The following is a 20,446-nucleotide window of genomic DNA, read 5'->3' as shown; positions in this document are numbered from 1 at the left end:
CAGGCGAGCGGCCCTGTGTGCGGTCGTCCGCGCACGACTCCCCCGGAGTTGGTTCCCCGTACGCCAGTCGCCGTGCGTACCGAACACCTTAGCGGGCGCGGCGCCCGGGAGGTTTCCGCGTCCACGATCCGAGCGACGATACAAAGGACGCCACCCATGTCACCCGCGTCACCAGCCAGACGGACGATCGGAGACCCCGTGTCGAGAACAGCCGAGGCCATGCGCTCCGCCGACGAGCACAGCGCGCACAACTACCATCCCCTCCCGGTCGTCGTGACGTCGGCGGAGGGCGCGTGGATGACCGACGTGGAGGGCCGCCGCTACCTCGACATGCTCGCCGGGTACTCGGCGCTCAACTTCGGCCACGGCAACCGGCGTCTGATCGACGCGGCCAAGGCCCAGCTGGAGCGGGTCACCCTCACCTCCCGCGCCTTCCACCACGACCGTTTCGCCGAGTTCTGCACCGAACTCGCCGCGCTCTGCGGCAAGGAGATGGTGCTGCCCATGAACACGGGCGCGGAGGCCGTGGAGACGGCGGTGAAGACGGCCCGCAAGTGGGGGTACGAGGTCAAGGGCGTCCCGGACGGGCAGGCCAAGATCGTCGTCGCCGCGAACAACTTCCACGGCCGGACGACGACCATCGTGTCCTTTTCCACCGACCACGAGGCCCGCGACCACTACGGCCCCTACACCCCCGGATTCGAGATCGTCCCGTACGGGGACCTCACCGCCCTCGACGCCGCCGTCACCGCCAACACCGTGGCCGTGCTGCTGGAGCCGATCCAGGGCGAGGCGGGCGTACTGGTCCCGCCGGCCGGATACCTGGCGGGCGTACGGGAGCTGACGCGCGAGCGGAACGTGCTGTTCATGGCGGACGAGATCCAGTCGGGCCTGGGCCGCACCGGGAAGACCTTCGCCTGCGAGCACGAGGGCGTCGTACCCGACGTGTGGGTCCTCGGGAAGGCCCTCGGCGGCGGTGTGGTGCCGGTGTCCGCCGTGGTCGCCGACCGTGACGTGCTCGGGGTGTTCCGGCCCGGCGAGCACGGGTCCACCTTCGGCGGGAACCCGCTCGCCTGCGCCGTCGCGCTGGAGGTGATCGCGATGCTGCGCACCGGCGAGTACCAGCAGCGCGCCGCCGAACTCGGCGACCACCTGCACCGCGAGCTGAACCTGCTGACCGGCGGCGGCGCCGTGACGGCCGTACGCGGGCGCGGGCTGTGGGCGGGCGTCGACATCGAGCCCTCGCACGGCACCGGCCGGGAGGTGTCCGAGAAGCTGATGGAGCGCGGGGTCCTGGTGAAGGACACGCACGGGGCGACGATCCGCATCGCACCGCCGCTGGTGATCAGCAAGGAGGACCTGGACTGGGGCCTGGAGCAGCTGCGGGAGGTCCTCGCCGGCTGATCCGCCGCCTGATCCACCGCCCTGTGGGGGCGCCCGGTCCGGCGCCCCTACAGGATGACGTGCGGCAGGAAGCGGGCGTACTCGTCGGTGACCGGGCCCGCCGATTCGCGGATGCCGAGACCGGCCGCCTCCTCCTCGACCACCCAGGCGCCGAGGACCACGCGGTTGCCGTCGAAGTCGGGCAGCGGGGACAGCGCCTGGAAGACGTACGTCTCCCCCTCGGCCGGTGTGAACGGCTCGCCGCCCGGCTCGTGCAGGGTGACCCCGGCGCCCTCGCGGCCCAGCAGGGGCTTGGCGGCGTAGCCGCCGGACTCGGCCAGCTCGCGGGGCCCGTCGAGGTAGGCGGGCAGCAGGTTCGGGTGCTCCGGGAAGAGTTCCCAGAGGATCGCCAGCAGCGCCTTGTTGGCCAGCAGCATCTTCCACAACGGCTCGATCCAGGCGGTGGTGCCGGAGCCGCCGCCGTGGTCGTAGGTGCCGAGGACGTGCGGGCCGAACTCGTCGTCGACCAGCCACTCCCACGGGTAGAGCTTGAAGCAGCCGCGGATGAAACGGAGCTTCTCGTCCACGAACCGGTTCGAGAGGCTGTCCCAGCCGATGGTCTCCACGGACAGGGCGTGGGTCTCCAGCCCGGCCTGCTCGGCGGTCTCCTGGAGGTAGGCGACCGTCATCAGGTCCTCGCCGAGCTCGTCGGTCTCGGAGTGCGCGAAGTGCACCGGGCCGGGCGGCAGCAGCTCGGCCTGCCGGCGCCAGGCGTCGACGAGCCGCTCGTGGAGGGAGTTCCACTGGTCGGCGCCCGGGAAGCGCTCCTCCATCCAGAACCACTGCGGGCTCGCCGCCTCCACCAGGGAGGTGGGGGTGTCGGCGTTGTACTCCAGCAGCTTGGCGGGGCTGCCGGAGCCGTCGTAGCACAGGTCGAAGCGGCCGTAGAGGGAGGGCTGTTCGGCGCGCCGGCGCCAAGATTCGGCGATGAGCGCGGCGACCTCCGGGTCGGTGATGCCGAGGTCGGCGAAGCGGTCGTGCTCGACGATGTGGGCGGCCGCGGCCAGGCACATGGCGTGCAGTTCCTCGACGACGTTCTCCAGGGCCTCGACCTCGGGGAGGGAGAAGGAGTAGTACGCGCTCTCGTCCCAGTAGGGGCGCAGGGAGCCGTCGGGGTAGCGGGTGAGGGGGTAGATCAGGCCCTGTTCCTCGACGGTCTTCTGCCAGTCGGGGCGGGGTTCGATGGTGTGGCGCTGCATACGGGCTCAGCCGCCGGAGGAGCTGGAGTGGCTGCCGCCGATGCCGCCGCGGGTGACGGCCGACTTGTCGAAGCTGCCGCCGGTCACCTTGCCGTTGCTGACGGTGCCGCCGTAGTAGTACGAGCCGCGGCCGCCGCTCTTGCACTCCTTCGAGTTGAGGTGCTCCAGCGTGGAACGGGACGCGCAGCGCTTGTCGGGCTCGTCGCTGCTGCCGCAGGCCACGAGGGTGGCGGCGAGCAGGCCCATGCCGCCGAGGGCGACCGCGCCGGAGCGCATGCGTCGTCGGGTGGTGTCGCTGGTGTCCATCGTGTGTTCCGCTCCCCCTGGGTGGCGTGGGTTCCCGACAGACTAGAGCGGGCGCGTCGGGGGAGGGAATCCGGCCACCGTCACACCCTTGTCACGGCGCTGGCCCTAGAGTCGGTTTCGTGCTGATCGGAATGGTTTGTGCGCTGGGCGCGGCGGTGTGTTTCGGGACGGCCTCGGTCCTCCAGGCGGTGGCCGCGCGGGCGGCGACCCGGCCGGGGGCGGCGGGCTCGGGGGTGGACGCCGCGCTGTTCCTGCGGGCGGTGCGGCAGTGGCGGTACCTGGCGGGACTGGGGCTGGACGCGGTCGGCTTCGTGCTCCAGATCGTCGCCCTGCGGAACATCCCTATCTACGCGGTGGGGGCCGCCCTGGCGGCGAGCCTGGCGGTGACGGCGGTGGTCGCGGCCCGGCTGCTGGGGGTGCGGCTGTCGCGGCTGGAATGGGGCGCCGTCGGGGTGGTGTGCGCGGGGCTGCTGATGCTGGGGCTGGCCTCCGGTGAGGAGGGGGCCGGGGTCGGCACGCTCGCGCTGAAGCTGGGGCTGCTGGGGGTCGCGGCGCTGGTGCTGCTGGTGGGGGCGGTGGCGGGACGCCTGCCGGACGGCTCGCGCGCGCTGGTGCTCGGCCTGGCCGCCGGGACGGGGTTCGGGGTGGTGGAGGTGGCCGTCCGGCTCATCGACAGCCTCTCCCTGCGGGAGCTGCGCAACCCGGCGCTGTACGCACTGCTGCTGGGCGGGGCGGCGGCCTTCCTGCTGCTGACCTCGGCGTTGGAGCGCGGCTCGGTGACGGCGGCGACGGCCGGGCTCGTGCTCGGCGAGACGGTCGGGCCGGCGCTGGCGGGCGTGGCCTGGCTCGGCGACCGCCCCCGCGAAGGCCTGGCCTGGCTGGCCGTGACGGGCTTCGCGGTGGCGGTGGCCGGAGCGTTGGCGCTGTCGCGCTTCGGGGAGCCTAGGGAGTCCTGACGGCTCCGAGGAAGGCGGCGAAGGCGTCCGACCCGAAGGTCAGTACCGGGCCGCCGTCGCCCGCCTTGGAGTCCCGGACGGGGACGATGCCGGGGAGGTTGGTCGCGACTTCGACGCACTGGCCGCCGTGGTCGCTGTACGAGGACGTGAACCAGCGGGCTGCGTCGGCGGGGTTCGTCATGGGGCCTTGATACCCGCGACGAACGCCGCGAACGCCGCCGCCCGGAAGTTCAGCACCGGGCCGGTGGGGGTCTTGGAGTCCCGGACCGGGACGACACCGGGCAGGTTGGTGGCGACTTCAACGCACTGGCCGCCGTTGTTGCTGTACGAGGACGTGAACCAGCGGGGAGATTCGGTCGAGGTCGTCACGGGGTGCCCTTTCGCAACGTGCTGATCATGGCCACGGAAGCCGCCTGGGACAGCGCCTCTGCCTGGAGCTGATGATAGGCCGTCAAAATCGGCAAGACCGCAGTGCTCTCCCTTTCAAGGTAGCCCCGCTGCGCGGACTCGGCATACGACATGAGCGTGCGATCGGGCTGGGTGAGTACGGTCACCGGGAGGTCGAACGGCCGCCGCTCAGCCATGTCGAACGGTGCGACCTGGAGCACGGTGTTCGGCAGCTCCGCGAACTCGGTCAGGTGCGCCAACTGCGCGTCCATAACGGCGGGACCGCCGATGGGCCTGCGCAGGCAGCTCTCGTCGAGCACCACGAAGATCAGGGGCGCCAGGCGGCGCACGAGGGAGGACTGACGGTCCGCCACCAGCGCGATCCGCTCGGCGGCCTGTTCCGGCGTGATCGCCCCACGCCTGACGGCCGATTCGGCGAGCACGGTCGCGTACTCCCGCGTCTGCAACAGACCCGGGACCACCCCGACCTCGTACAGCCGGATCTCCGCCGCCCGCCCCTCGTGCACCACGAATTCCGGGAAGCCCTCCAACAGGCTGCCTTGCCGCATCTCCCGCCACTCGCGCTCGAACACGTCCCCGGTCCCCAGCGCCCTGTCGGCACTACGCGCGAACGGCAAAGTCGGCACTTTGCGACCAGTTTCCACACCCGAGACGTGGGTGCTCGAATACCCCATGCGCTCGCCCAGCTCGTCCTGCCGCCAGCCGCGCGTCGCCCGCAAGGTGCGCAAGCGCGCGCCGAAGGCGGCCTGCGGCGAACTCTCCGGGTTCAGTTCCTTGATGTTCACAGGGCTCCCACCAACTTCCTGTCCTCCCCTGACACGTTGATTGCTTCCCTGCGAACGGCCACGCTGAACCTGCCCAGTAGTTGCACGACTACGGAGAGGAGCGGCGGCATGTCCGACGACCGAAACGAATGGCGCCAGCGGTTCAGCAGCACCCGACGAGGCGCACGCCTCGCCCGGCACCTGGCGGTGCTGGAGCTCTGCCGGTGGGACTTCCCGCTCGGCGGGGACGAGTCCGACCGGGTGGCGCAGGTGGTGGCGGAGCTGGCGGCCAACGCCGTGACCCACGGCGCCGTGCCGAGGCGGGACTTCGAGCTCGGGCTCAAACGGCTGGACGGGGTGCTGCGGGTGGAGGTGTCCGACGCGCACGCGGGCCGGCAGCCCGGCCTCCGGCCCGCCGGGGACGGCCACGGCTACGGACTGCGCATCGTGGACGAGCTCTCCGACGCCTGGGGCGTCACCGGCCGGGTGGTCGGGAAGACCGTCTGGGCCGAGGTCGTCCAGCGGCGGCGGCGGCCGGTTACGGGAGCGCGGCCGTGAGGGCCTGCAGGGTCGGGGTCCACGCGCTGTCGACCGGGGTTCCGTAGCCGACCACCAGCGCCTCGCGCGCCGGCATCTCCGTCTCCGGGTGCCGGTACCGCTGCAGCCCCTCCACCGCCAGGCCCTGCCAGGCCGCGGCCTGGACGATCGACCGCTCCGTGCCGAGCGGAAGGTCCAGCACCGCGTGCAGCCCCGCCGCGATCCCGGAGACGGGGACCCGTCCGCCCAGCGCGGCCACCAGCTCGTCGCGCCGGCGCCGGTACCGCAGCCGCATCGCCCGTACGTGCCGGTCGTACGCCCCGGAGGTGATGAACTCCGCCAACGTCAGCTGGTCCAGGGCGCTCGACGTCCACTCGGCCGGACCCTTCGCCGCCATCACCTCGTCCAGCAGGTCCGGCGGGACCACCATCCAGCCCATCCGCAGCCCCGGGGCCAGGGACTTGCTCGCGGTGCCCAGGTAGACCACCCGGTCGGGGTCCAGGCCCTGGAGCGCGCCGACGGGCTGGCGGTCGTAGCGGAACTCCCCGTCGTAGTCGTCCTCCAGGATCAGCCCGCCCGTGGTCCGCGCCCAGTCCACCGCTGCCGCCCGCCGCTCGGCGGGGAGGGCCGCGCCGGTGGGGAACTGGTGCGCCGGGGTCAGCAGCACGGCGCCCACCCGGGGGCCGAGGCCCGCCAGGTCCGGGGTGCGGGCCCCGGAGTCGTCCACCCACAGCGGGCGGGTGCGCAGCCCGGCGCCGGTGAACAGGTCCCGGTGCAGGTCGAGGCTGTAGCCCTCCACGGCCATCTCCCGCACCCGGCGCCCCCGCAGCACCTGCCCGAGCAGCCGCGCGGCGTGCACGAAGCCGGCGCACAGCACGATGCGGTCCGGGTCCGCGTAGACCCCGCGGGCCCGCGCCAGGTAGCCGGCGAGCGCCTCGCGCAGCTCGATCCGGCCGCGGGTGTCGGTGCCGTAGCCGAAGGCCTCGTTCGGGGCGTCGGTCAGGGCCCGCCGGGCCGCCGCCAGCCAGGCGGCGCGCGGGAAGCCGCCCACGTCGGGGGAGCCGGGCACCAGGCTGTACGCGGGACCGCGGCGCGCGGGCCGGCGGACCCGGGGCGGGGCCGGGGCGCGGCGCGGCCGGGCCCGTTCGGCGACGCGGGTGCCGGAGCCCTGGCGGGCCGTCAGCCAGCCTTCGGCGACGAGTTCGGCGTAGGCCTCCGCGACGGTGTTGCGGGCGATGCCGAGGTCGGCAGCGAAGGTCCGGGAGGAGGGCAGCCGGGTGCCGGGCGCCAGCCGCCCGCTGCGGGCCGCCTCGCGCAGCGACTCGGTGAGCGCGGCCCGCAGGCCGCGCTCGCCGGCAGCCACCGAGGAGAGGTCCAGGTGCAGGTCGGCGCCGTAAGTGGCCCACGGATCCGTCATGGATATGGACCATATAGGCGGGCCGCCCGCTCCGTACGGTGGACCCATGAGCAACGACACGAAGACCACGGAACTGGCCGCCGAGCACACCCCCCGCATGGAGCTGTTCAAGCTCGCCCCGGAGGCGTACAAGGCCGCCATCGCGCTGGAGCTCGCCTCGAAGAAGGGCCTGGACCCGGCCCTCGTCGAGCTGGTCAAGATCCGCGCCTCGCAGATCAACCACTGCGCGTTCTGCCTGGACATGCACACCAAGGACGCCCTCGCGGCGGGCGAGAGCGTCGAGCGGATCATCCAGCTCAGCGCCTGGGAGGAGTCGAAGCACTTCTACACGGAGAAGGAGCTGGCGGCGATCGAGCTGACCGAGGCCGTCACCGTGCTGACGGACGGCTTCGTCCCGGACGAGGTGTACGAGAAGGCCGCCAAGCACTTCGAGGAGGCCGAGCTGGCGCAGCTGATCACGGCCATCGCCATGATCAACGTGTGGAACCGGATCGCCGTCACCACCCGGCTGTCCCCGGGGCACTACACCCCGGGGTCGCTCAAGCGCTGACCTGCGGCCTTCCGGCCGCTCACTCCGGCCGGAAGGATTCCACCGCCGCCGTCAGGTTCGCGCGCGTCGTCAGACCGTCGGTGGCCGGGCCGGCCGCCAGCAGGGCCCACCGGTTGCCGTCCGGGGTGGTGACGATCCGCTCCATGCCCCGGCGGCGGCCGTGGGACTCCGCGCTGTCGTACTCGTACACCAGCTCGCAGGCGGAGCCGGCGACCGGGTCGATGGACACCTGCCGGTAGGCGGGGGTCCCGGAGTTCAGCCGGTCGGAGGACATGCGCAGCAGCTCGCAGGAGCCGGTGGAGGCGGGCTCCGTGATCCGGAAGATCTGGATCAGGGCGCTGCGGTCCCCGCCGGGCGGACGGTAGAAGGCCCCGTTGCCCTGTTCGTCGTGGCTGGTTCCCCAGCCGGAGGGGACGGCGACGGAGAAGCCCGCCTCGTTGCGCACCACCGTGTAGCCGGGGCTCGCCGAAGGGCTCGGTGAGCCGCTCGGGGACCGGCTCGGGGCGGGGTTCGCCGGAGGACTCGTGAAGGGCTCGGAGGATCCCGGCACCGACGGGCCCGACCGGGCCGGCGGACGGGCGTCCGCGGCGGGCTGGTCCTTGCCGCCGAGCAGCATCCAGGCCGCGACGGAGGCTCCGCCGACGACCGCCGCGGCGAGCCCGACCAGCAGCGGGGTCCGCCACTGCTGCGCCCGCCCGCCCGGCCCGTGCGGGGGCTGCGGCGGAAGGGGCGGCGGGACCGGCTGCGGGGCCCAGCCGTCATACCGGGGCGGGGGCGGCAGCGGCGGCAGCCCCTCGTCCGGGGCGGCGGGCTGCGAGGCCCACCCGTACCCGGCCGGCTGCTCGTACCAGGCGGGCTGCGCCGGCTGCCCGGGCCCCGCGGCCTGCGTGGGCGCCTCGGAGGCGGTGGGCTGCGCGGACCGGCCCGGCTCCTGCGCGGGCCGCGACGCCTCCTCAGGCCGGCGCTGCTCCGCGGACGGCTCGGGCTGCCGCGGCCACGCGGCGTCCTGCGGGTGCCCCGGCCGGCCGGGGTGGCCCGGGCCGGCCGGGTGTTCCGGTTCGCCCGGGCGGGCCGGTTCCGGGCCCGGTTCCCAGCGCTGCGTGCGCGGGTTCCACCAGGTGTCGTCGGGCGAGGACACCGGTCAGCCTCCCAGCGAGGCGAGCAGCCCGCCCAGCGCCGTGGCCGCGCTCACCGTCTCCACCAGCGGAGCCCACCGCTCCAGCGCCCGGCGCAGCCGTGCGGCCATCCCCGGCCGGATCTCCCCGTCCTGTTCCAGCTCGGCGGCCGCGTCCTCCAGTTCCGCGTCGAGGTCCCCGCGCCCGCTGCTGCGGGGCATCTGCACGAGCTCGACGCGCAGTTCGCGTACGGCCCGCAGCAGGTCCTCGGCGCTGGGCGGCCGGTCCTCCGCAGCACCGTTGTGGACGGTGTTGGTGTTGTTGCTGCCGCCGATGCTGAAGGCGGTGTGGCTGACGTTGCCGATGTGGACCGGGCGTTCCTCGCCGCTACTTGCCACCGCTGTTCCCCTTGCCGCTCGTACCGCCCCCGGCGGTGTTGTGGTGTCCGGTGCCCCCGACGCTGAACGCGCTGTTGCTCACCGCCTGGATGAAGGTGCCGCCCTCGGCCACGTGGATCGCGCGCTGTGCGAATTCCTCGGTGTGCCAGCCCGCTTCGTGCAGGGCGACGGTAACCCCTCCGACCACCCGGTCCTGAATGGTTTTCAGGTACCGGTCGAGGTCCATGAGGTGGAAGAGGGAGCCGTCGCCCATCGCGGCGATCTCCCGCACCGACAGCGTCGGTCCCGCGGGCCGGGCGCCGCCGTGGCCGCCCGTGACGATCCGCCACCAGCTGGCCACTCCGCGGCCCAGCGTGGCGACGGCTCCGGCGAACGAGCCGGGGGTGGCGGCGAGCGCGGCGACGGCCTTGCCGAACCAGGTGTTGTTCAGGAAGCGCTGGGCTTCCGCGTCGGCGTTCTGGAAGGCGGTGCGCACGGGAAGCAGCACGTGCGGGGCCACCTCCAGCATCAGCATGCCGCCCTGGGTGTGGACCCGTACGAACACGGTGACGACGAGGTTCTCGTCCCAGCCGCCGACCCGGATGCGCAGGAAGTGCCTGCGCCGCTCCCCGCCCTCCTCGATGGAGCCGAGGCGGTGCGCGGCGAACCGGTCCCGGACCGCCCCGGCCCGGTCCCGGTGCGGCAGTCCCGCGGCCGGGATGAACACGCACTCGTCCACGACCAGCTCGCGCAGCCGGTCCAGTACGTCGGCCTGCGCCTGCGGCGAGCCGTGCGGGGACGGGACGCGCAGGGCCTGGAGCAGCGGCACGATGCGCCGCACGATGTCGGCGTTGGAGACCGGCTGCGGCTTGCGGTCGAGGCCGAGGTCCTCGCGGGGGCGCAGTTCGACGGACAGCTGCCAGGGGCGGTACGCGTCCCCCGCCCCGGTGAACGGGCCGTTGATGTCGTACATGATCAGCGCCGAGTGCTGCTCGCCGCGGATCCGCTCCCGGACGCGGGCGAAGCGGGGGCTCTCCGTGACGGGGTCGGCGGACGGGTCGGCGTACCGGTTCGGGCTGAGTTCCCGGGAGACGATCCGGGCGCCGTGGCCGCGCTGGAGCGCGACGAGGGTGACGATGGCCGCGAAGACGAGGGGGGTCAGCCACAGGTAGAGGGACGAGGCATCGCCCGAGCCGCTGCCGCTCGAACCGCTGTAGCCGTCGTACCCGCTGTAGCCGCCGGAGTCGCCGGTGGGCAGCAGATCGCCGAAGACGCCGCCCGGGCCCCCGGCCATCGAGCCGGCCAGCCAGAGCCCGAGGATGCCGAGGGCCAGCATCACCCAGACGTAGATCCTGAGCAGGACCGCCAGGAAGCGCAGGAAGGGGTTGCTCCGGCGCCGGAGCCAGTTGGCGAAGCTCAGGAGCAGGAAGGGCACGAGCAGCAGGGTGAGCGCCCCGCTGGTCAGCAGGGACCCCACGAACCAGGCGCCGATGATCCCGGCGGCCCAGGCGAGCTCGACGCGCCGGGCGCGGAGCGCGTGGGCCAGGACGCGGGTGGCGTCGAACCCGTACGAGGGGGCGGCGATCCGCTCCTCGTGGACGTACAGCTCGTCGATCACCCGGTCGCGGTAGCCGCCGTCGAGATAGGTTCCCGCGCACAGCAGGCGGCCGGCCTCGCTTATGGAGGGGTGGACCGGTGGACGGCCGTCGCGCGGGTCCGCCGTGTGGTCGCCGCCGGGCTGAGGGGGAATCAGGTGGTCGGTCACCGGGCGACCTTATTTTCCACCTACAGGAACCGATAGGCGAAATCACGCCAAAGCGCCCCGGCCTGGTTTGGCCGGGGCGCAGGGGCGTTCGTACTGATCAGGCGTTCGGGTGAACCCCCTGGTCAGTGCGGGTGGATCAGATCAGGCCGAGACCGCGGACCGCGTCGCGCTCCTCGACGAGCTCCGCCACGGACGCGTCGATGCGCGCACGGGAGAACTCGTTGATGTCCAGGCCCTGGACGATCTCGTACTTGCCGTCCTTGCAGGTGACGGGGAAGGAGGAGATCAGGCCCTCCGGGACGCCGTAGGAGCCGTCCGAGGGGATGCCCATGGAGGTCCAGTCGCCGGCGGCGGTGCCGTTGACCCAGGTGTGGACGTGGTCGATGGCGGCGTTGGCGGCCGAGGCGGCCGAGGACGCGCCACGGGCCTCGATGATCGCGGCGCCGCGCTTGGCGACGGTCGGGATGAACTGCTCGGCGAGCCACACCTCGTCGTTGACGACCTCGGCGGCGTTCTTGCCGGCGATCTCCGCGTGGAAGATGTCCGGGTACTGGGTCGCCGAGTGGTTGCCCCAGATGGTGAGGCGCTTGATGTCGGTGAGGTCGGCACCGGTCTTCTGCGCGAGCTGCGAGAGGGCGCGGTTGTGGTCCAGGCGGGTCATCGCGGTGAAGCGCTCGGCCGGTACGTCCGGAGCGGCGGCCTGCGCGATGAGCGCGTTGGTGTTGGCCGGGTTGCCCACGACCAGGACCTTGATGTCGTCCGCGGCGTGCGCGTTGATCGCGGCGCCCTGCGGCTTGAAGATGCCGCCGTTGGCGGAGAGCAGGTCACCGCGCTCCATGCCCTTGGTGCGCGGGCGGGCGCCCACGAGGAGGGCGACGTTGGCACCCTCGAAGCCCTGGTTCGGGTCGTCGAAGATGTCGATGCCCTTGAGCAGCGGGAACGCGCAGTCGTCGAGCTCCATGGCGGTGCCCTCGGCGGCCTTCATGCCCTGCGGGATCTCCAGGAGGCGGAGCTTGACCGGCACGTCCGCGCCGAGCAGGTGGCCGGACGCGATGCGGAAGAGCAGCGCGTAGCCGATCTGGCCGGCGGCGCCGGTGACGGTGACATTCACGGGAGTGCGGGTCATGGCCTTCTCCGTTAGACAGCTGGCGGTGGGGCGTCCCCGCCCCATGTGCTGGGTCCCCATTGCTGGGAAGGACGCCGCTTCCCTGTCCTGCGAATCTTGACGTGAAGAGACATCCGCGGTCAGGCTATCCGACCCGGGGGGTCCCGAACCCCCCGGCGCCTGTGGTCCACGGCACACGACCCCCGGGTTCCAAGGTCCGAACGCACGCGCGACCTGTACTCCAGCCGGAAAGGCCGCCCTTTCCACGGCCCTTCGAGGGCCCGGGCGCGCCGCACCGCACGGGTGTTCCGGCGGTGCGGCGGCCCCGCGGTCAGCGGACCGTGAAGCGGACCGCGGTCTCCATGAACGGGACGTGCAGCAACGGTTTCGGCTCCATGACCAGCGCCAGCAGCGTGATCGCCACGCCCAGCACCCCGTACGTGACCATGTCCGTGAAGCGGGAGCGCACCGCGAGCATGCCCACCGAAGGCAGTACGCGCCGCAGCACCGCGGCCCCGATCAGGGCGACGCCGATGACGAGGCAGCCGACCCGCGGGTGCCCCATCGCCGTGGACAGCAGCCCGGCGGCGGTGGCCGCGAGGACGCTGAGCATCGGCCACTGGCGGGCGGGCGTGGACACGGCCCCGGGGATCGCCCGGCCGGCCCCCTCGGGGCGGGCGGTGTCCTGGGTGACGGCGGGGAACCGCCGGGACTTCGCGGCCGGCCGCTCGGCGCCCTCGCCGGTCGCGTTGGCCCCGCCGGTCCCGTTGGTCTCGCCCGTACCGCTCGTGTCGTGCTCAGCCCGCACTGCCGGCCCGCTCCGCCGCCTCGACCACGTTCACCAGCAGCTGCGCCCGGGTCATCGGCCCGACGCCGCCCGGGTTCGGGGAGATCCAGCCCGCCACCTCGGCGACGCCCGGGTGGACGTCACCGACGATCTTGCCGCTCTCGTCGCGGCTGACGCCGACGTCGAGGACGGCCGCGCCCGGCTTGACGTCCTCCGGCTTCACCAGGTGCGGAACGCCCGCCGCCGCCACGACGATGTCCGCCTGGCGCAGCAGCCCCGCGAGGTCGCGCGTACCGGTGTGGCACAGCGTCACGGTGGCGTTCTCGGACTTGCGTGTGAGGAGCAGCCCGATGGAGCGGCCCACGGTGATGCCGCGGCCCAGGACGACCACGTGCGCGCCGTTGATCTCGACGCCGTGGTGGCGCAGCAGCTCGACGATCCCGTACGGGGTGCAGGGCAGCGGCCCCTGCACGCCCAGCACCAGCCGGCCCAGCGACGTCGGGTGCAGGCCGTCGGCGTCCTTGGCCGGGTCCATCAGCTCCAGGACGCGGTTGGTGTCGATGCCCTTGGGGAGCGGCAGTTGGACGATGTAGCCCGTGCAGGCCGGGTCGTCGTTCAGCTCGCGCACGACCGCCTCGATCTCCTCCTGGGAGGCCGTGGCGGGCAGTTCGCGGCGGATGGAGGTGATGCCGACCTCCGCGCAGTCCTTGTGCTTGCCGTTGACGTACCAGCGGCTGCCCGGGTCGTCGCCGACGAGCAGGGTGCCGAGGCCGGGGGTGATGCCCCGCTCCTTCAGGGCCGCCACGCGGGCGGTCAGTTCGGATTTGATCGCGGCCGCGGTGGCCTTGCCATCGAGAATCTGGGCGCTCATGGGAGGCATCCTTCCGGATGGGGCGGCCCGGCTTCCAGTCGGGCGGAGGCCGGAACGTGCTCTTGATTGCACTTGCACAACAAGTCTGGCCCGGCTCTGCAACCAACTGGACAAGCCCGGTGCGAGCCCACCACGATGACGGACAGCAAGAGATCGGAAAGAGTGCCGCGGGCAGTGCCGGGGGGCGTACCGCAGAAGCAAGTGTCCTCCAGCGTGCCGTGCGTCCCCGCACTTCACGGAGGAAACACCCAGATGAGCTTCGGCGACCCGAACAACCCGTACGGGCAGCAGCCTCAGCAGCCGCCGCAGGGCCAGCCCGGCTACGGCTACCCGCAGCAGGCCCCGCAGGGCGTCCCGCCGCAGGCCGGATACGGCTACCCGCAGCAGGGCCAGCAGCCGTACGGGGTCCCTCCCCAGGCGCCGGGCACGCTCCAGGCCAACAACGGCTACATCAACGTCGCGGGCCTGGGCACCGTCCAGGTCGCCACGATGGGCCGCCGCTTCGGCGCCCGTGTGATCGACGGTCTGATCATCGGTGTCCTGTACTTCATCCTGAGCTCCGTGGTGTTCGCGGGCGCCTTCAGCGCGGCCAGCGACATCAAGGACTGCACGGGCATCGACCCGATGTCCCCGGAGTACAGCACCTGCCTCAACCAGGCGTCGGCCCAGGCCGGAGAGGCCGCGGGCGGCATCTTCGCGGCCTTCTTCGGCGGTCTGCTCATCCTCGGCCTGGCCACCCTGCTCTACGAATGGCTGATGATCGCGTTCGCGGGCGCCACCGTCGGCAAGATGGCCCTCGGCCTGAAGGTCGTCAAGGAGAACACGGGTCAGAACCCCGGCATCGGCGGCGGCTTCATCCGCTGGATCATCCCGATGGTCGGCTCCTTCCTCTGCGGCATCGGCCAGCTCCTGGTCTACCTGTCCCCCTTCTTCGACAACTCGGGCAAGCTCCAGGGCTGGCACGACCGTGCCGCGGGCACGATCGTCGTCAAGAAGTAAGCAGCAGCCGGCAGACACCGCTCACGGCGAAGGCCGCGTCCCGCACTGCGGGACGCGGCCTTCGCCGTCTGCCGGGTCGCTCAGTGGAAGAAGTGGCGGGTACCCGTGAAGTACATCGTCACGCCGGCCTTCTTCGCCGCCTCGACGACCTGCTCGTCACGGACCGAACCACCCGGCTGGACCACGGCCTTCACACCGGCGGCGGTCAGGATCTCCAGCCCGTCCGGGAACGGGAAGAAGGCGTCCGAGGCCGCGTACGAGCCCTGCGCGCGCTCGGCGCCCGCCCGCTCGACCGCCAGCTTCGCCGAGTCGACGCGGTTGACCTGGCCCATGCCGACGCCGACCGAGGCGCCGTCCTTGGCCAGCAGGATCGCGTTGGACTTGACGGCGCGGCAGGCCTTCCACGCGAAGGCGAGCTCGGCGAGCTCCTCGGCGGACAGCGCGTCGCCGGTGGCCAGGGTCCAGTTCGCCGGGTCGTCGCCCTCGGCCTGGAGCCGGTCGGTGACCTGGAGCAGCGCACCGCCGTCGATCGGCTTGACCTCGACCGGGTTGGACGGGGCGCCCTCGGCCCGCAGCACGCGGATGTTCTTCTTCCGGGCCAGCACCTCGACGGCACCGTCCTCGTACGCCGGAGCCACGATGACCTCGGTGAAGATCTCGGCGACCTGCTCGGCCAGCTCCACCGTCACCGGGCGGTTGACGGCGATGACGCCGCCGAACGCGGAGAGCGGGTCACAGGCGTGCGCCTTGCGGTGCGCCTCGGCGACGTCGGCACCGGTCGCGATGCCGCACGGGTTGGCGTGCTTGATGATCGCGACGCAGGGGTCGGCGTGATCGTACGCGGCCCGGCGCGCGGCGTCGGTGTCCGTGTAGTTGTTGTACGACATCTCCTTGCCGTGCAGCTGCTCCGCCTCGGCCAGGCCGCCGGTGCCGTCGACGTAGAGCGCGGCGCCCTGGTGCGGGTTCTCGCCGTAGCGCAGCACGTTCTTCCGCCCGTACGTGGCACCCAGGAAGTCGGGGAAGCCGGAGTCGTCCGCGGCGGCGTAGTCGTCGGCGAACCAGGAGGCCACGGCCACGTCGTAGGCGGCGGTGTGCTGGAAGGCCTCGGCGGCGAGCCGCTTGCGCGCGGCGAGGTCGAAACCGCCGCCCTGGGCGGCGGCCAGGACGTCCGCGTAGCGGGCGGGGCTGGTGACGACCGCGACCGAGGGGTGGTTCTTGGCGGCGGCGCGGACCATCGAGGGGCCGCCGATGTCGATCTGCTCGACGCACTCGTCCGGGGTGGCGCCGGAGGCGACGGTCTCCCGGAAGGGGTAGAGGTTGACGATCACCAGGTCGAAGGGCTCGACGCCCAGCTCGGCGAGCTGGCGCTGGTGGTCCTCCAGGCGCAGGTCGGCGAGGATGCCGGCGTGCACGCGCGGGTGGAGGGTCTTGACCCGGCCGTCGAGGCACTCGGGGAAGCCGGTCAGCTCCTCGACCTTGGTGACGGGCACGCCGGCCGCGGCGATCTTCGACGCGGTGGAGCCGGTCGAGACGAGCGCGACGCCCGCCTCGTGCAGGCCGCGGGCCAGGTCTTCCAGTCCCGTCTTGTCGTAAACACTGACGAGTGCGCGGCGGATCGCCCGCTGAGTCGTAGCCGTCGTCGTTTCGTTGGCGGTCACTGGATTGTTACCTTTCGTCCCTCAATGCGGTAGCCGTGCCGGGCCAGGCGCCCCACGACGTCGACGAGCAGCTGGCGCTCGACTTCCTTGATGCGCTCATGGAGCGCGGCTTCGTCCTCCCCGTCCCCGATCTCCACGACACCCTGGGCGATGATCGGACCGGTGTCGACGCCGCTGTCCACGAAGTGGACCGTGCAGCCGGTGACCTTCGCCCCGTACGCGAGGGCGTCCCGCACGCCGTGCGCGCCGGGGAATGCCGGGAGGAGGGCGGGGTGGGTGTTGATGAACCGGCCGCCGAAGCGGTCGATGAAGCTCTTGCCGACGATCTTCATGAATCCTGCGGAGACGACGAGGTCCGGCGCGTACGCGTCGGTCGCCTCGGTGAGGGCGGCGTCCCACTCCTCACGGCTCCCGTAGGCCTTCACCGGGCACACGAAGGTCGGGATCCCCGCCTTCTCGGCCCGTTCCAGACCGGCGATGTTCTCGCGGTCGGCCCCGACGGCGACGACCTCGGCACCGAAACCCTCGGCTCCGCCGGGGTGGGCGTCGATGGCGTCGAGCAGGGCCTGGAGGTTGGTGCCGGAGCCGGAAACCAGCACGACCAGGCGGGAGGCGGCCATGGGAGGCCCTTTCTCACAGGATTTGCGACGTTGGTCTTGTGTGGTCATACGAAACTTCGGGGTACCGATATACGGGGAACCATACGAAGCCACCGACCGCCTGCAACGATACCGGCACACGGGACCGCCCCCGAGGGACGGGGGGACGGGCGGGCGGTAGCGTCTGGCGTACAAGCCGTACAACCCGGCGCACACCGGGTCCACGACGTCCATGACACAGGGGAAGTAAGCCACTCGATGCCGGACCGCCGTCAGCCCGACCCCTCCACCGACGACAACCCCTTCGCGGCGCCCCCGGAGGGCCGGCCCGACCAGCCGTGGCAGCCCCGGCAGCCGCAGCGCCCGCACGACGGCGGCGGCGCTCCGTCCGGCCCGGACCGGGAGCCGGAGCCCGGGGGGCCGGCCCGCTGGGACCCGATGGACCCGGTCCAGCGGCGTGCGCGGTACGCGATGCTGGCGGGCATGTGGGGGTTCTTCTTCGGGATCTTCGGGATCCCGTCGGTGGGGCTGCTGCTGGGGGCGCTGGCGATGTACTGGGGGATCAGCGCACTGCGCGGCCGCCCGGCGACCCCGGCCGACCCGGAGAAGGGCACCCCGCCCCAGCCGGGCGGCCTCTCCGCCCTCGGCCCGGCGGCCCGGCCGCAGCGGGCGGCGGCGGTGAGCGGCCTGGTCTCGGCGACGCTGGCCCTGATGCTGGCGGGCACGTCGTACGGTCTGCAGTTGGCGTACAAGGACTTCTACGTCTGCCGCGACGACGCCCTGACACAGACCGCGGAACTCCAGTGCAACGACCTCCTCCCGAACAACGTGGTGGGCAACATCCTGAGGGTCCAACGCTGACCCGGGCTATGGACAGCCCCGCCGGCGTTTGAGGCGCGGGGGTACGGGGGCGGAGCCCCCGGAACGGGGTCCGGGGCGACGCCCCGGGCCTTTCAGCCCCGCCGGCGTTTGAGGCGCGGGGTCCGGGGCGGAGCCCCTGGGGGCACCTCCCAGCGGTAGCTGGGGGAGGAACGGTGGAAGGGCGGGGCGGGGAGACGGCTCCGCGCAGCGGCACCCCCGACCCCGGTCAGCCGGGCGGCCGCCGCCGCGCCAGCACCCGCGCCCCCACCACCGCCGGCACCAACACCCCCGCCTCCACCGCACCCTGATCTCCCGGAACCTCCGCCGCGCCGCCGGCCAGGGCTTCGCCCTCCACCTCCGGCGTAGCCGCCACCTCAACCGGCCCCGCCGAAGCCCCGGACGCACCCGGAACCGCCGGAGGCCCCGGCACCCCCTCGACCTCCAACGCAACCGCCCCCTCACCCAAAGGCACCGGCGGAGCCAAAGCCCCCCCACCCGCGGGAGCGACCAGCGGCACCGCCGCCTCCCTCAACACCGCCCACCTCAACTCCCGCACCCCGGCGTCGTGCCACGCGTCCCCGCCCGCCACACCCCCGGCGGAGCCCACCGGCCGGTTCCGGACCCCGTGCACCCCCAGCGCCACCGGCACCGCCAGTACGGCCACCCACCCCGCCGCTGCCGCGCCGGCCTCCCACCACACCGGCCCGAAGTCCGCCAGCGCCCGCGTCCCCAGCGCCCCCGCCGACGCCGCCGCCAGCCCGGCCATCGCCAGCCCGCACACCACCGCCCCCAGCACCGCCGTCAGCGCGGTCTCCCCGTACGAGACCTCCCGCGCCCGCCGCACCGCGAACCACCCCACCACCAGCCCCGCCGCCACCGGCACCCCGGCCGCCGCCCAGGTCAGCGGCGTCCCCGCCCCCTCCGGCGGCAGCGCCGCCAGCAGCGGGAACCGGGGCAGCGCCGCCGCCCCCTGGAACCCGAGCGGCGTCGCCGTCGCCCCGGTCCCCACCGCGAACCCGGGCCCCAGCCCGTACGCCGCCCCCCACACCACCGCGTTCGGAACCAGCGTCACCGCCAGCAGCAGCACCGCGAACCGCCCCGACCACACCCCGGTCAGCGTCAGGAACGAGGACTGCGCCTCCCCCGCGTGCCACACGAGCGACGCCCCGACCAGCACCGTCCCGCCGCCCAGCAGGACCAGCGCCCCCGCCACGCCCGAGCGCAGCGCCAGCCCGTACCTCGGCCGGGCCACGGCCCGCCGCACGCCCCCCGGCACCCACCCCGGCAACGACCCCGCCGGCCGCCCTTTGGCCCCCCACACCCCGCCCGCCGCGGCGAACACCGCCACCAGCGGCAGGTGCCAGGCCGCGCTGATCGGGTCCGCCGGCATCGGGCCGCCGGCCGCGTACAGCGTGGCGAGCGCGCCCACCCCCAGGTATCCGCAGAGCACGGCGGAGAACACCGCGCTCGCCGGCAGCACCTCCTCCGCCTCCGCTTCCGCCCCCACGCCGACCCCGACGCCGACCCCGGAGGCGCTGCCCAGCCGGGCCGCCCGCCGGATCAGCAGCACGGGCAGCGCCACCAGCAGCAGCGGGGTCACGCCGACGGGGGCGGGCACCCCCGAGAGGGTGTCGTAGCGGACGAGTTCGGTCCCGTGGGCCATCAGCCACAGCCCGGCGGCAAGGTGCAGCGCCCCGCCGGGCCCGCTGTCGGGGTAGGGGGAGCTGATCCACAGCACGATCACGAGGACGGCCAGGAAGCCGAGCCCCAGTCCGGCGGCCACGGCGCCGCCCAGCACGCAGGCGGCGGCAGCCGGCGAACGGCGTGGCGCCCGGGCCTGCGGGGCCTCCGGCAACGGGGCCCCGCGTTCGATCACTTGGGTCACCCCGTCATGGTGCCAACGACACGCGCTATGTGCGGGTAACAGGCGATTGTCCGTTGTGTCGCCCAATATACGTTTATGTACTTTATCGCCCAGTGCTGCCGGGTCGCGGGGAGTGTGACATGACACCAGACGTGGAGACGGCCTCCGGCTCGGAGCGGGGCCTGCCGCCCCCCGGGGAGCGCCGCCGGCTGCGCGAATCGGGCGAACTGACGCACGAACAGGTCGCGACGGAGCTGGGGGTCACCGCCGGCACCGTCCGCGCGTGGGAGAGGGGCCGCACGGAGCCGCGCGCCCGCACGCGCGAGGCGTACGCGGACCTCCTGGACCGCCTCGCGCGCGCGGGCGCGGGCAGATCGGGCGGCCCGAACACCCGCCCCAGACGGGCCGCGAAACGCGCCCCGAAGCCCCCTTCCACCCCGCCCCGCCCCCACCACTCCCCCACCCCCGACGCCCCGCACACCCCCGCGCCCCCCACCCCGGGCGACCCCCCGGCGGACGCCGCCGCACGGAAGCCCGTCGCACAGAGCCCCACCACCCCGACCCGCACGGCAGCGGACGCCACCGGGCCCGACACCACGTCAGCACCCGCCACCCAGCCCCCGGGCGACCCCGCTCCGTCCCACCCCCCGGCGGTCCCCACCCCACCGGACCCCTTCACCACCCCCGCCCCTCCGGCCCGCACCGGGACGGGCACCACCGCACCCCCCGCTCCGGCCGGCACCTCAGCGGGGGCCGCCACCCCGGAGCCACCGGCCGCCACCGGCGGCACCGGACACCCCGCCCCGCCCCCACTACCGCCGCCCGCCCCCGCCCCGCCGACCGGCCCGGCCGCCCCCGCCGCGCC

Annotated in this window: 22 protein-coding genes; 7 read left to right on the top strand and 15 right to left on the bottom strand. The window is 73.4% G+C overall.

The genetic code is table 11. From position 1 onward, the window contains the following. Window positions 1-198 precede the first annotated feature (198 nt). Window positions 199-1,404 (top strand): ornithine--oxo-acid transaminase, encoded by a 1,206-nt coding sequence (gene rocD, locus AB0F18_RS22065; RefSeq protein ID WP_362063206.1) that lies wholly within the window; start codon window positions 199-201, stop codon window positions 1,402-1,404. Between the two features lie 47 nt (window positions 1,405-1,451). Here the strand turns inward: rocD and AB0F18_RS22060 are convergent, their stop codons facing one another. Both AB0F18_RS22060 and AB0F18_RS22055 read right to left on the bottom strand, forming a co-directional pair. Further along, window positions 1,452-2,642 (bottom strand): glutathionylspermidine synthase family protein, encoded by a 1,191-nt coding sequence (locus AB0F18_RS22060; protein ID WP_362063204.1) that lies wholly within the window; start codon window positions 2,640-2,642, stop codon window positions 1,452-1,454. 6 nt (window positions 2,643-2,648) lie between these two features. After that, on the bottom strand, window positions 2,649-2,948 hold the full coding sequence (locus AB0F18_RS22055; RefSeq protein ID WP_362063202.1) for a hypothetical protein: 300 nt from the start codon (window positions 2,946-2,948) through the stop codon (window positions 2,649-2,651). A gap of 131 nt (window positions 2,949-3,079) precedes the next feature. Here AB0F18_RS22055 and AB0F18_RS22050 point away from each other — a divergent pair, with 131 nt between their 5' ends. Beyond that, window positions 3,080-3,904 carry a hypothetical protein gene (locus tag AB0F18_RS22050; RefSeq protein ID WP_362063248.1) on the top strand — a complete coding sequence of 275 codons (825 nt, stop codon included), beginning with the start codon at window positions 3,080-3,082 and terminating at the stop codon, window positions 3,902-3,904. On the opposite strand, the gene AB0F18_RS22045 is transcribed toward AB0F18_RS22050, so the two are convergent. The 3 genes from AB0F18_RS22045 to AB0F18_RS22035 are packed head-to-tail and all read right to left on the bottom strand — an operon-like array spanning window position 3,891 to window position 5,097. Further along, window positions 3,891-4,085, bottom strand: a complete 195-nt coding sequence (locus tag AB0F18_RS22045; RefSeq protein ID WP_362063200.1) for a DUF397 domain-containing protein — start codon at window positions 4,083-4,085, stop codon at window positions 3,891-3,893. The genes AB0F18_RS22050 and AB0F18_RS22045 overlap by 14 nt on opposite strands. Further along, window positions 4,082-4,273: a DUF397 domain-containing protein gene (locus AB0F18_RS22040; protein ID WP_362063198.1), complete on the bottom strand. Its 192-nt coding sequence runs from the start codon at window positions 4,271-4,273 to the stop codon at window positions 4,082-4,084. The genes AB0F18_RS22045 and AB0F18_RS22040 overlap by 4 nt, the downstream gene beginning before the upstream one ends. Continuing rightward, on the bottom strand, window positions 4,270-5,097 hold the full coding sequence (locus AB0F18_RS22035; protein WP_362063196.1) for a helix-turn-helix transcriptional regulator: 828 nt from the start codon (window positions 5,095-5,097) through the stop codon (window positions 4,270-4,272). Before AB0F18_RS22035 ends, AB0F18_RS22040 begins: the two co-directional genes overlap by 4 nt. Window positions 5,098-5,205: 108 nt before the next feature. On the opposite strand from AB0F18_RS22035, the gene AB0F18_RS22030 reads away from it, so the two are divergent. Beyond that, on the top strand, window positions 5,206-5,634 hold the full coding sequence (locus tag AB0F18_RS22030; protein WP_362063194.1) for an ATP-binding protein: 429 nt from the start codon (window positions 5,206-5,208) through the stop codon (window positions 5,632-5,634). On the opposite strand, the gene AB0F18_RS22025 is transcribed toward AB0F18_RS22030, so the two are convergent. Continuing rightward, window positions 5,615-7,030, bottom strand: a complete 1,416-nt coding sequence (locus AB0F18_RS22025; RefSeq protein WP_362063192.1) for a PLP-dependent aminotransferase family protein — start codon at window positions 7,028-7,030, stop codon at window positions 5,615-5,617. The genes AB0F18_RS22030 and AB0F18_RS22025 overlap by 20 nt on opposite strands. Before the next feature lie 46 nt (window positions 7,031-7,076). Between AB0F18_RS22025 and AB0F18_RS22020 the strand changes: the two genes are divergently transcribed. Further along, window positions 7,077-7,580 (top strand): carboxymuconolactone decarboxylase family protein, encoded by a 504-nt coding sequence (locus AB0F18_RS22020; RefSeq protein WP_362063190.1) that lies wholly within the window; start codon window positions 7,077-7,079, stop codon window positions 7,578-7,580. Between the two features lie 19 nt (window positions 7,581-7,599). On the opposite strand, the gene AB0F18_RS22015 is transcribed toward AB0F18_RS22020, so the two are convergent. From AB0F18_RS22015 to AB0F18_RS21990, 6 genes are all read right to left on the bottom strand, one after another. Continuing rightward, window positions 7,600-8,718: a hypothetical protein gene (locus tag AB0F18_RS22015; protein ID WP_362063188.1), complete on the bottom strand. Its 1,119-nt coding sequence runs from the start codon at window positions 8,716-8,718 to the stop codon at window positions 7,600-7,602. Between the two features lie 3 nt (window positions 8,719-8,721). Further along, a complete protein-coding gene (locus tag AB0F18_RS22010; RefSeq protein WP_362063186.1) occupies window positions 8,722-9,093 on the bottom strand; it encodes a hypothetical protein in 372 nt (123 codons plus the stop codon). Further along, entirely contained in the window at window positions 9,083-10,837 is a 1,755-nt protein-coding gene (locus AB0F18_RS22005) for a hypothetical protein (protein ID WP_362063184.1), read from the bottom strand. The genes AB0F18_RS22010 and AB0F18_RS22005 overlap by 11 nt, the downstream gene beginning before the upstream one ends. Window positions 10,838-10,973: 136 nt before the next feature. Next, window positions 10,974-11,963, bottom strand: a complete 990-nt coding sequence (locus AB0F18_RS22000; RefSeq protein ID WP_362063183.1) for a malate dehydrogenase — start codon at window positions 11,961-11,963, stop codon at window positions 10,974-10,976. Between the two features lie 310 nt (window positions 11,964-12,273). Continuing rightward, window positions 12,274-12,750: a DUF3017 domain-containing protein gene (locus AB0F18_RS21995; protein ID WP_362063181.1), complete on the bottom strand. Its 477-nt coding sequence runs from the start codon at window positions 12,748-12,750 to the stop codon at window positions 12,274-12,276. Next, a complete protein-coding gene (locus tag AB0F18_RS21990) occupies window positions 12,740-13,600 on the bottom strand; it encodes a bifunctional methylenetetrahydrofolate dehydrogenase/methenyltetrahydrofolate cyclohydrolase (RefSeq protein WP_362063179.1) in 861 nt (286 codons plus the stop codon). The genes AB0F18_RS21995 and AB0F18_RS21990 overlap by 11 nt, the downstream gene beginning before the upstream one ends. A gap of 252 nt (window positions 13,601-13,852) precedes the next feature. On the opposite strand from AB0F18_RS21990, the gene AB0F18_RS21985 reads away from it, so the two are divergent. Continuing rightward, window positions 13,853-14,599: an RDD family protein gene (locus AB0F18_RS21985; protein WP_362063177.1), complete on the top strand. Its 747-nt coding sequence runs from the start codon at window positions 13,853-13,855 to the stop codon at window positions 14,597-14,599. Window positions 14,600-14,679: 80 nt separating this feature from the next. Here the strand turns inward: AB0F18_RS21985 and purH are convergent, their stop codons facing one another. Then, on the bottom strand, window positions 14,680-16,257 hold the full coding sequence (gene purH / locus AB0F18_RS21980) for a bifunctional phosphoribosylaminoimidazolecarboxamide formyltransferase/IMP cyclohydrolase (protein ID WP_362063175.1): 1,578 nt from the start codon (window positions 16,255-16,257) through the stop codon (window positions 14,680-14,682). After that, window positions 16,254-16,877 carry a phosphoribosylglycinamide formyltransferase gene (purN, locus tag AB0F18_RS21975; RefSeq protein WP_362063173.1) on the bottom strand — a complete coding sequence of 208 codons (624 nt, stop codon included), beginning with the start codon at window positions 16,875-16,877 and terminating at the stop codon, window positions 16,254-16,256. Before purN ends, purH begins: the two co-directional genes overlap by 4 nt. 237 nt (window positions 16,878-17,114) lie before the next feature. Here purN and AB0F18_RS21970 point away from each other — a divergent pair, with 237 nt between their 5' ends. After that, the gene (locus tag AB0F18_RS21970) at window positions 17,115-17,717 is read left to right on the top strand and encodes a hypothetical protein (RefSeq protein WP_362063171.1); all 603 of its coding nucleotides are present in this window, start codon (window positions 17,115-17,117) and stop codon (window positions 17,715-17,717) included. Window positions 17,718-17,943: 226 nt separating this feature from the next. Here the strand turns inward: AB0F18_RS21970 and AB0F18_RS21965 are convergent, their stop codons facing one another. Next, a complete protein-coding gene (locus AB0F18_RS21965) occupies window positions 17,944-19,602 on the bottom strand; it encodes a DUF6350 family protein (protein WP_362063169.1) in 1,659 nt (552 codons plus the stop codon). Between the two features lie 119 nt (window positions 19,603-19,721). Between AB0F18_RS21965 and AB0F18_RS21960 the strand changes: the two genes are divergently transcribed. After that, window positions 19,722-20,446, top strand: a 725-nt coding sequence (locus AB0F18_RS21960; protein WP_362063167.1) for a helix-turn-helix domain-containing protein, incomplete at its 3' end; no start/stop codon positions are given.

Origin of the sequence: Streptomyces sp. NPDC029216 (assembly GCF_040648015.1) — a bacterium.
Taxonomy (GTDB): domain Bacteria; phylum Actinomycetota; class Actinomycetes; order Streptomycetales; family Streptomycetaceae; genus Streptomyces.
The sequence above is the reverse complement of the archived record's forward strand: the minus strand, read 5'-3'. Positions and strand labels throughout refer to the sequence as shown.

What these genes read in the sequence shown, in the direction of transcription:
- AB0F18_RS22060 (WP_362063204.1), bottom strand. Translation starts at nt 2,642, where the DNA reads ATGCAGCGCCACACCATCGAACCCCGCCCCGACTGGCAGAAGACCGTC.
- AB0F18_RS22055 (WP_362063202.1), bottom strand. Translation starts at nt 2,948, where the DNA reads ATGGACACCAGCGACACCACCCGACGACGCATGCGCTCCGGCGCGGTC.
- AB0F18_RS22050 (WP_362063248.1), top strand. Translation starts at nt 3,080, where the DNA reads ATGGTTTGTGCGCTGGGCGCGGCGGTGTGTTTCGGGACGGCCTCGGTC.
- AB0F18_RS22045 (WP_362063200.1), bottom strand. Translation starts at nt 4,085, where the DNA reads ATGACGAACCCCGCCGACGCAGCCCGCTGGTTCACGTCCTCGTACAGC.
- AB0F18_RS22030 (WP_362063194.1), top strand. Translation starts at nt 5,206, where the DNA reads ATGTCCGACGACCGAAACGAATGGCGCCAGCGGTTCAGCAGCACCCGA.
- AB0F18_RS22025 (WP_362063192.1), bottom strand. Translation starts at nt 7,030, where the DNA reads ATGACGGATCCGTGGGCCACTTACGGCGCCGACCTGCACCTGGACCTC.
- AB0F18_RS22020 (WP_362063190.1), top strand. Translation starts at nt 7,077, where the DNA reads ATGAGCAACGACACGAAGACCACGGAACTGGCCGCCGAGCACACCCCC.
- AB0F18_RS22000 (WP_362063183.1), bottom strand. Translation starts at nt 11,963, where the DNA reads ATGACCCGCACTCCCGTGAATGTCACCGTCACCGGCGCCGCCGGCCAG.
- AB0F18_RS21990 (WP_362063179.1), bottom strand. Translation starts at nt 13,600, where the DNA reads ATGAGCGCCCAGATTCTCGATGGCAAGGCCACCGCGGCCGCGATCAAA.
- AB0F18_RS21985 (WP_362063177.1), top strand. Translation starts at nt 13,853, where the DNA reads ATGAGCTTCGGCGACCCGAACAACCCGTACGGGCAGCAGCCTCAGCAG.
- purN (WP_362063173.1), bottom strand. Translation starts at nt 16,877, where the DNA reads ATGGCCGCCTCCCGCCTGGTCGTGCTGGTTTCCGGCTCCGGCACCAAC.
- AB0F18_RS21970 (WP_362063171.1), top strand. Translation starts at nt 17,115, where the DNA reads ATGCCGGACCGCCGTCAGCCCGACCCCTCCACCGACGACAACCCCTTC.